Below are 4,622 nucleotides of genomic sequence, written 5' to 3' on the forward strand. Positions count from 1 at the left end.
TCTTGAGTTTTGGGAAGCTTCGGGTCCCCCGAGATCGCGAAGGCGCGGCAGAGCACCCGGATCACGTTGGCATCTACGAGCGGCGTATCCAGCCCGAGGGCGATGGAGCAGATCGCTCCTGCGGTGTAGCGTCCCACGCCAGGAAGTGCCAGCACCGCCTCATGCGTGGTGGGAAAGACACCTCCGTGCTCCTCGCAGATACGCTGGGCGGCTTTATGCAGGTTCCGGGCGCGGGCGTAGTAGCCCAGTCCCTGCCACTGCTTTAAAACATCGTCGAGGGGCGCTTCGGCGAGGGCCTGAACGGTGGGGAAGCGGGCGAGCCAGCGCTCAAAGTAGGGGATGGCGGTGGCAACCTGGGTCTGCTGGAGCATCATCTCCGAGACCCAGATGGCATAGGGGTTCTGGGTACGCCGCCAAGGCAAGTCCCGCTTATGGGCGGCGTACCAGTGCAACAGAAGAGCCGTGAACGGGCTCAAACGCCGGGCAGCTCCGGGTTATCAAACGGAAAGTCGTTGTCAATTCCTTCCACCTCGACAAACTGGACATGGGCGCTGATCACTAGCACCCGGCCCTTGTTCTCCGAGATAAAAGAGAAAAACTGTCGTGTGAGGCGGTTTTCCACCTGATGGAGCGCGTCGTCGTAGGAGGATGCGGTCAGGGTCTCGCAGAGATTGCTCCCACGATCCCCTTGCTTCATCCAGTAGTAGGCAAGATAGTTCTGCATAGCAAGAAAAGTATACCTTCTTAGTGGGCAAATGCCGCGTGCGCATCTTCGCCGGGCTCTTCGGCAGGCGGCTCTTTAAAGGTGAACCAGAACGCAACAGCGCAGATGGTCGTGAGAGCGGCAGGGATGAGGAAGATCATGGGCCAGTTGGTCTTGTCGGTCGTGGTGTAGTGGTCTTTGAGCCAGCCGGAGAAGATTGTCCCCAGCCAGTTGCCGATCCCCAACGTCACCAGCATAAAGAGGCTCTGGGCGCTGGCACGAATGTCGCGGGGGGCAATGCGATCGACAAAGAGGTAGCTTGTCACAAAGACAAAGGCAAAGCCAACTCCATGGAGCACGTTGGATGCAAGCACGAGTGTGGTGGGTTGGCCTATCGCATAGAGGAAGTAGCGAACGGGCCAGGCGAGGGTGCCGATCACGAGGGTCTTTTTTAGCCCAAGCTTCTTAAGAGAGAGTGGGGTTAGCACGCCCAGACAGAGGATCTCCGCCCACTGCGCGATGCTTTTGTAGAACGAGACCATGCTATGGTCAATGCCAAGCCCGCCCTTGGCAACCGCGTCTTCCATGAAGGGCCCAGAGAACGTGTAGTAGAACTGGAACTCGGTGGAGACGATCAGGGAGATCAGCAGGAAGATCGAGAATCCGGGGACGCTCTTAAACAGCACGAAGGCTTTCTTGAAAGCCCAAGGGTCTTTGGTTTCTTTGGAAGGGGGCGTGTTGGGGAGAATAAAGGCAACCACCGTCAGGATCACGCCAAAGAGCGCCGTGACCTGCATCTCCTCAAACGGTGCCCATGTTCCCTTGGCAACCGGCGGGCTGGACTTGAGCCAGATCGTCAGCACAATCGCCGAGATGATCCAGCCGATGGTTCCGGCAGTTCGTACCACGGAGAACGAGCGCTCGACATCTGTGGCGCGCGACATGTCTTGGAACATCAGGAAAAAGATAAACAAAATCGAGAGAATGCCTAGGGTAACGAGAGTAGGAATGCCTTCGAAGCTAAAGTTACCTGTTGCTAGCAGACCGGCAATGCTCCCGATTGCAGCCACGGCCCAGCCGATATTGAAGCTCTTACTGATGCCCTTGAATCGCTCGCGCTCTGCATCGTCGGTAGCGCTGTTTTTTGACTCTTTGCCCAGATGGAACATGGCAATAGAGTTGGTAATTCCCAGAGTGGGGGCGAAAAAGAGCGACCAGACCCACATCCAGAGCATGAAGCTACTGTAGCTTTGCTGCTGTGACATCATCCAGGCCGCCCCTGCGCACACGGCAGCGGAGATACCCAGATAGACTTGGGAGGGCATCAGGCGGTCCACGAGCTGGCCGCCGATAAACGGGGAGATGATACAGGCCAGCCACAGCACGCCGTAGGCTGCGCCGATCTGCACGCCGGTGGCACCGAGCCGGTCGCCAATAGTCACTGCCATAATCGGAGTCCAAGCTCCCCAGACGGCATAGAGACAAAACATCATGACGCTCAGGAGAAACCTGAGACGTAGCTTATCTGACATGGATTGAGTCTTTCACTTCAGTTTGATTAGCCCGCATTGTAACAGAAAAGCGGATTAAGTGGGGAAGAGATTAAGAATTGCGCAGGAGGATCAGCTTGGTGTCGGACTCAGCGGCGAGAATCAGGGTATTGCCCGAGGCGGTGAGAGCCGCAGGAAAGACGGCCTCGGGGCCGTACTGACGGGTTCCCCAGAGATACTGCCCCGTGGTGCTATCTAAGGCAAAGAGAGGGGTGGTGCCTTGACGCCCCATGCCGGTGAGGCTGACATAGACCCGCGACCCGGCGATTCGGGCTATAAAGCTGTCGTTGGGAACCGTGGTAGAGGGGAGGTAGGTGCTCCAGCGCACGGAGCCATCGTTGGGACGTAGCGCTTGGATCGGCTGGCAACGAGGAAGCTCGGCGGGCGGGAGCACGAGTAAGTCGCCGTTTGGGAGCATCCCGATCACTTTGGTGAGGCTACTGCGGCTCCAGAGGGTGGTTCCCGTGGCAGGGTCATAGGCACTACACTGGGTTTCGGAGTAGGCGATAAGCTGGTTTTTGTCGGGCGTAAGATAGCCCCGATCGCCCGGTGCGGCAACACCCCAGGTGCGAACCCCTGTCGTGAGGAAGAGGGCTCGTAGCTCCCCGGGAGCCAGGGAAAAGAGCAGGGGAGTCGCGCCGGTGAGGCGAACCCCCAGAAACTGACTACTGCTTGGCACGCGCGCCTCCCAGAGCGAGTAGCCCAGTGCCGCATGGAGCGCAAAGTAGGACTCGTTGGTCGGGTTCTGGCAAAGCAGGCGGGCAGAGTCTGCCCAGAGAGCTGTGGTATCGTCCAGCACGGCCTGATCCCAGAGAAAATCGCCGGTGGTCAAGCCGCGTGCCTGGACATGAAGCTGACGTGGTGCCGAGGTATGTGTGAAGCCAAAGAAGCGGCTGGTATTGTCGGAGAGAGATGGGGGCTCCAGCAGAGCATCCTCCCAGAAAAAGGCGCCATCGCTGAGTCGATGCACCCGGATGCCGCCGCTGGTGAGGCTTGCGACCACGTAGTCGCCCACACGCTGTAGAAACTCCACGGTGCCCGTGAGCGTGCGTCGCCAGAGAGTCGCACCCGAGTTATCTACGGCCTTGATCTCTTTGCCATCCGAGAGCACCAGAGAACCATTTTCGAGCGGCACGAGCCCTAAGAGCTTGACATTGATCGGGACAGTAGCCACAAGGGGAGCGGTCTTGCTGGGATCGCCGCTGCAAACGGGGCGGGTGATACTGGCCACGTTGCCTGACTCTTTCTCGGTTGCGGTGAGAGTGGCGACTCCAAACCCCGACTCAGTGAAGCTTGCCGTGGGGCCGGTGGGCGTGAGGGTGCCCAGCGTGGGATCACTCAGGCTCCACTGCCACTGTTCGGGGAAAGTCAGAACCGCACTCCCCGCACTGTCTCTCGCGACTACGGTCAGCGCAGTCTCCAGTCCCGTGGTGGTCTGGCTGAGCTCCACCCAGCTGATCACCGAGGTGAGTGTGAGAGCAAGGCGCTCTTGTTTACCCCGGAAGAGATTGAAGGGAACCAAGGCCGTGGCCAGAGCAGCGCCTGCTGCATCGGCGGTGGAAAAAGCGCTGGCCTCCAGCACCAGGGCCTCCGCAAACGGAAGCTCATTGATTTGCTCTTCCGAGTCTGGGCCTGCAAGATAGAGCCGCTCCGCGAGAATCTTGGTGCCTCGCTTGACCCGCACCCGCACACTCTTTGCCGCGACGGGGAGCACGCGCGAGGCCTCGGGCCAGTCGAGTGCCAGAATCACGCCGGTCGGTGTGGAGACGCCCCCGCCGCCCCCGGAGCAGCCTGCAGAGAGAGTCAGCAGAAGCAGTGTTCGGCGCGTGAGTTTCGGGGAGGGATTCATCAAAGACGATTATATCGCCCCGAAAGTAGTGCTTGGCATTGTCCAGTGCGGGGATGAGGACATAGAGATGCGAGAGGAAATGATGCACGGTCTGCTCTCCGGTGAGCGTCACGGTATACAAGTTGCTACTACCCCACCGCGAGAAGTGCGGGTCTAGCTCGTAGCGGGTGAGAGTTATCTCATAGCCTAGTGGCTCTAGCAGGCGGCGTATGAGCGACTCACGGGCATCACAGGCTTAGTGCGGCCAGGCTTGCAGAGAGTGTCAGAGTCGGGTCTACTTCCAGCAGAAACCCAATATCACGGGAATCTGGCAGGGATGGCGACGGCGCTTGTGTGGTGAGAGTGAGAAGCATGGATTCAGGTAAGTTTATCACTACCTTGTGGTTCTAAGAGTCAGGCGTTATAATCACCAACGGTGTCAATAGAAGAAAAACAAGTAGGGGACTGGCAAGACTAGATGGCGGTTAGATCCATGACGGAAGTATGGCGGCGCTTCAAGGGGAGTGGTGACTCTCGCGCT

5 protein-coding genes and 1 pseudogene are annotated in these 4,622 nt (G+C 58.8%); all 6 read right to left on the reverse strand.

Annotated features, from left to right (window positions below; translation table 11 throughout):
* On the reverse strand, nt 1–476 hold a 476-nt coding region (locus tag AC1XOS_RS19975; RefSeq protein ID WP_481963973.1), incomplete at its 3' end, for an A/G-specific adenine glycosylase.
* Nucleotides 473–724, reverse strand: coding sequence for a hypothetical protein (locus AC1XOS_RS19980; RefSeq protein WP_481963974.1), 252 nt, complete (start codon nt 722–724; stop codon nt 473–475). The genes AC1XOS_RS19975 and AC1XOS_RS19980, both read right to left, overlap by 4 nt.
* A gap of 20 nt (nt 725–744) precedes the next feature.
* Nucleotides 745–2,235: an MFS transporter gene (locus tag AC1XOS_RS19985; RefSeq protein WP_481963975.1), complete on the reverse strand. Its 1,491-nt coding sequence runs from the start codon at nt 2,233–2,235 to the stop codon at nt 745–747.
* A gap of 70 nt (nt 2,236–2,305) precedes the next feature.
* A complete protein-coding gene (locus tag AC1XOS_RS19990) occupies nt 2,306–4,102 on the reverse strand; it encodes an outer membrane protein assembly factor BamB family protein (RefSeq protein WP_481963976.1) in 1,797 nt (598 codons plus the stop codon).
* A 76-nt stretch (nt 4,103–4,178) separates the two neighbouring features.
* Nucleotides 4,179–4,313, reverse strand: a pseudogene (locus tag AC1XOS_RS19995) (3' terminal RNA ribose 2'-O-methyltransferase Hen1); the annotation flags it as partial.
* 16 nt (nt 4,314–4,329) lie between these two features.
* A complete protein-coding gene (locus tag AC1XOS_RS20000; protein ID WP_481963977.1) occupies nt 4,330–4,455 on the reverse strand; it encodes a hypothetical protein in 126 nt (41 codons plus the stop codon).
* Nucleotides 4,456–4,622: the final 167 nt, after the last annotated feature.

The sequence above is a fragment of the Armatimonas sp. genome (assembly GCF_964826245.1).

Excerpts from the sequence above, each read along its gene's own strand:
- AC1XOS_RS19985 (WP_481963975.1), bottom strand. The coding sequence starts at position 2,235 with ATGTCAGATAAGCTACGTCTCAGGTTTCTCCTGAGCGTCATGATGTTT.
- AC1XOS_RS20000 (WP_481963977.1), bottom strand. The coding sequence starts at position 4,455 with ATGCTTCTCACTCTCACCACACAAGCGCCGTCGCCATCCCTGCCAGAT.
- AC1XOS_RS19980 (WP_481963974.1), bottom strand. The coding sequence starts at position 724 with ATGCAGAACTATCTTGCCTACTACTGGATGAAGCAAGGGGATCGTGGG.
- AC1XOS_RS19990 (WP_481963976.1), bottom strand. The coding sequence starts at position 4,102 with ATGAATCCCTCCCCGAAACTCACGCGCCGAACACTGCTTCTGCTGACT.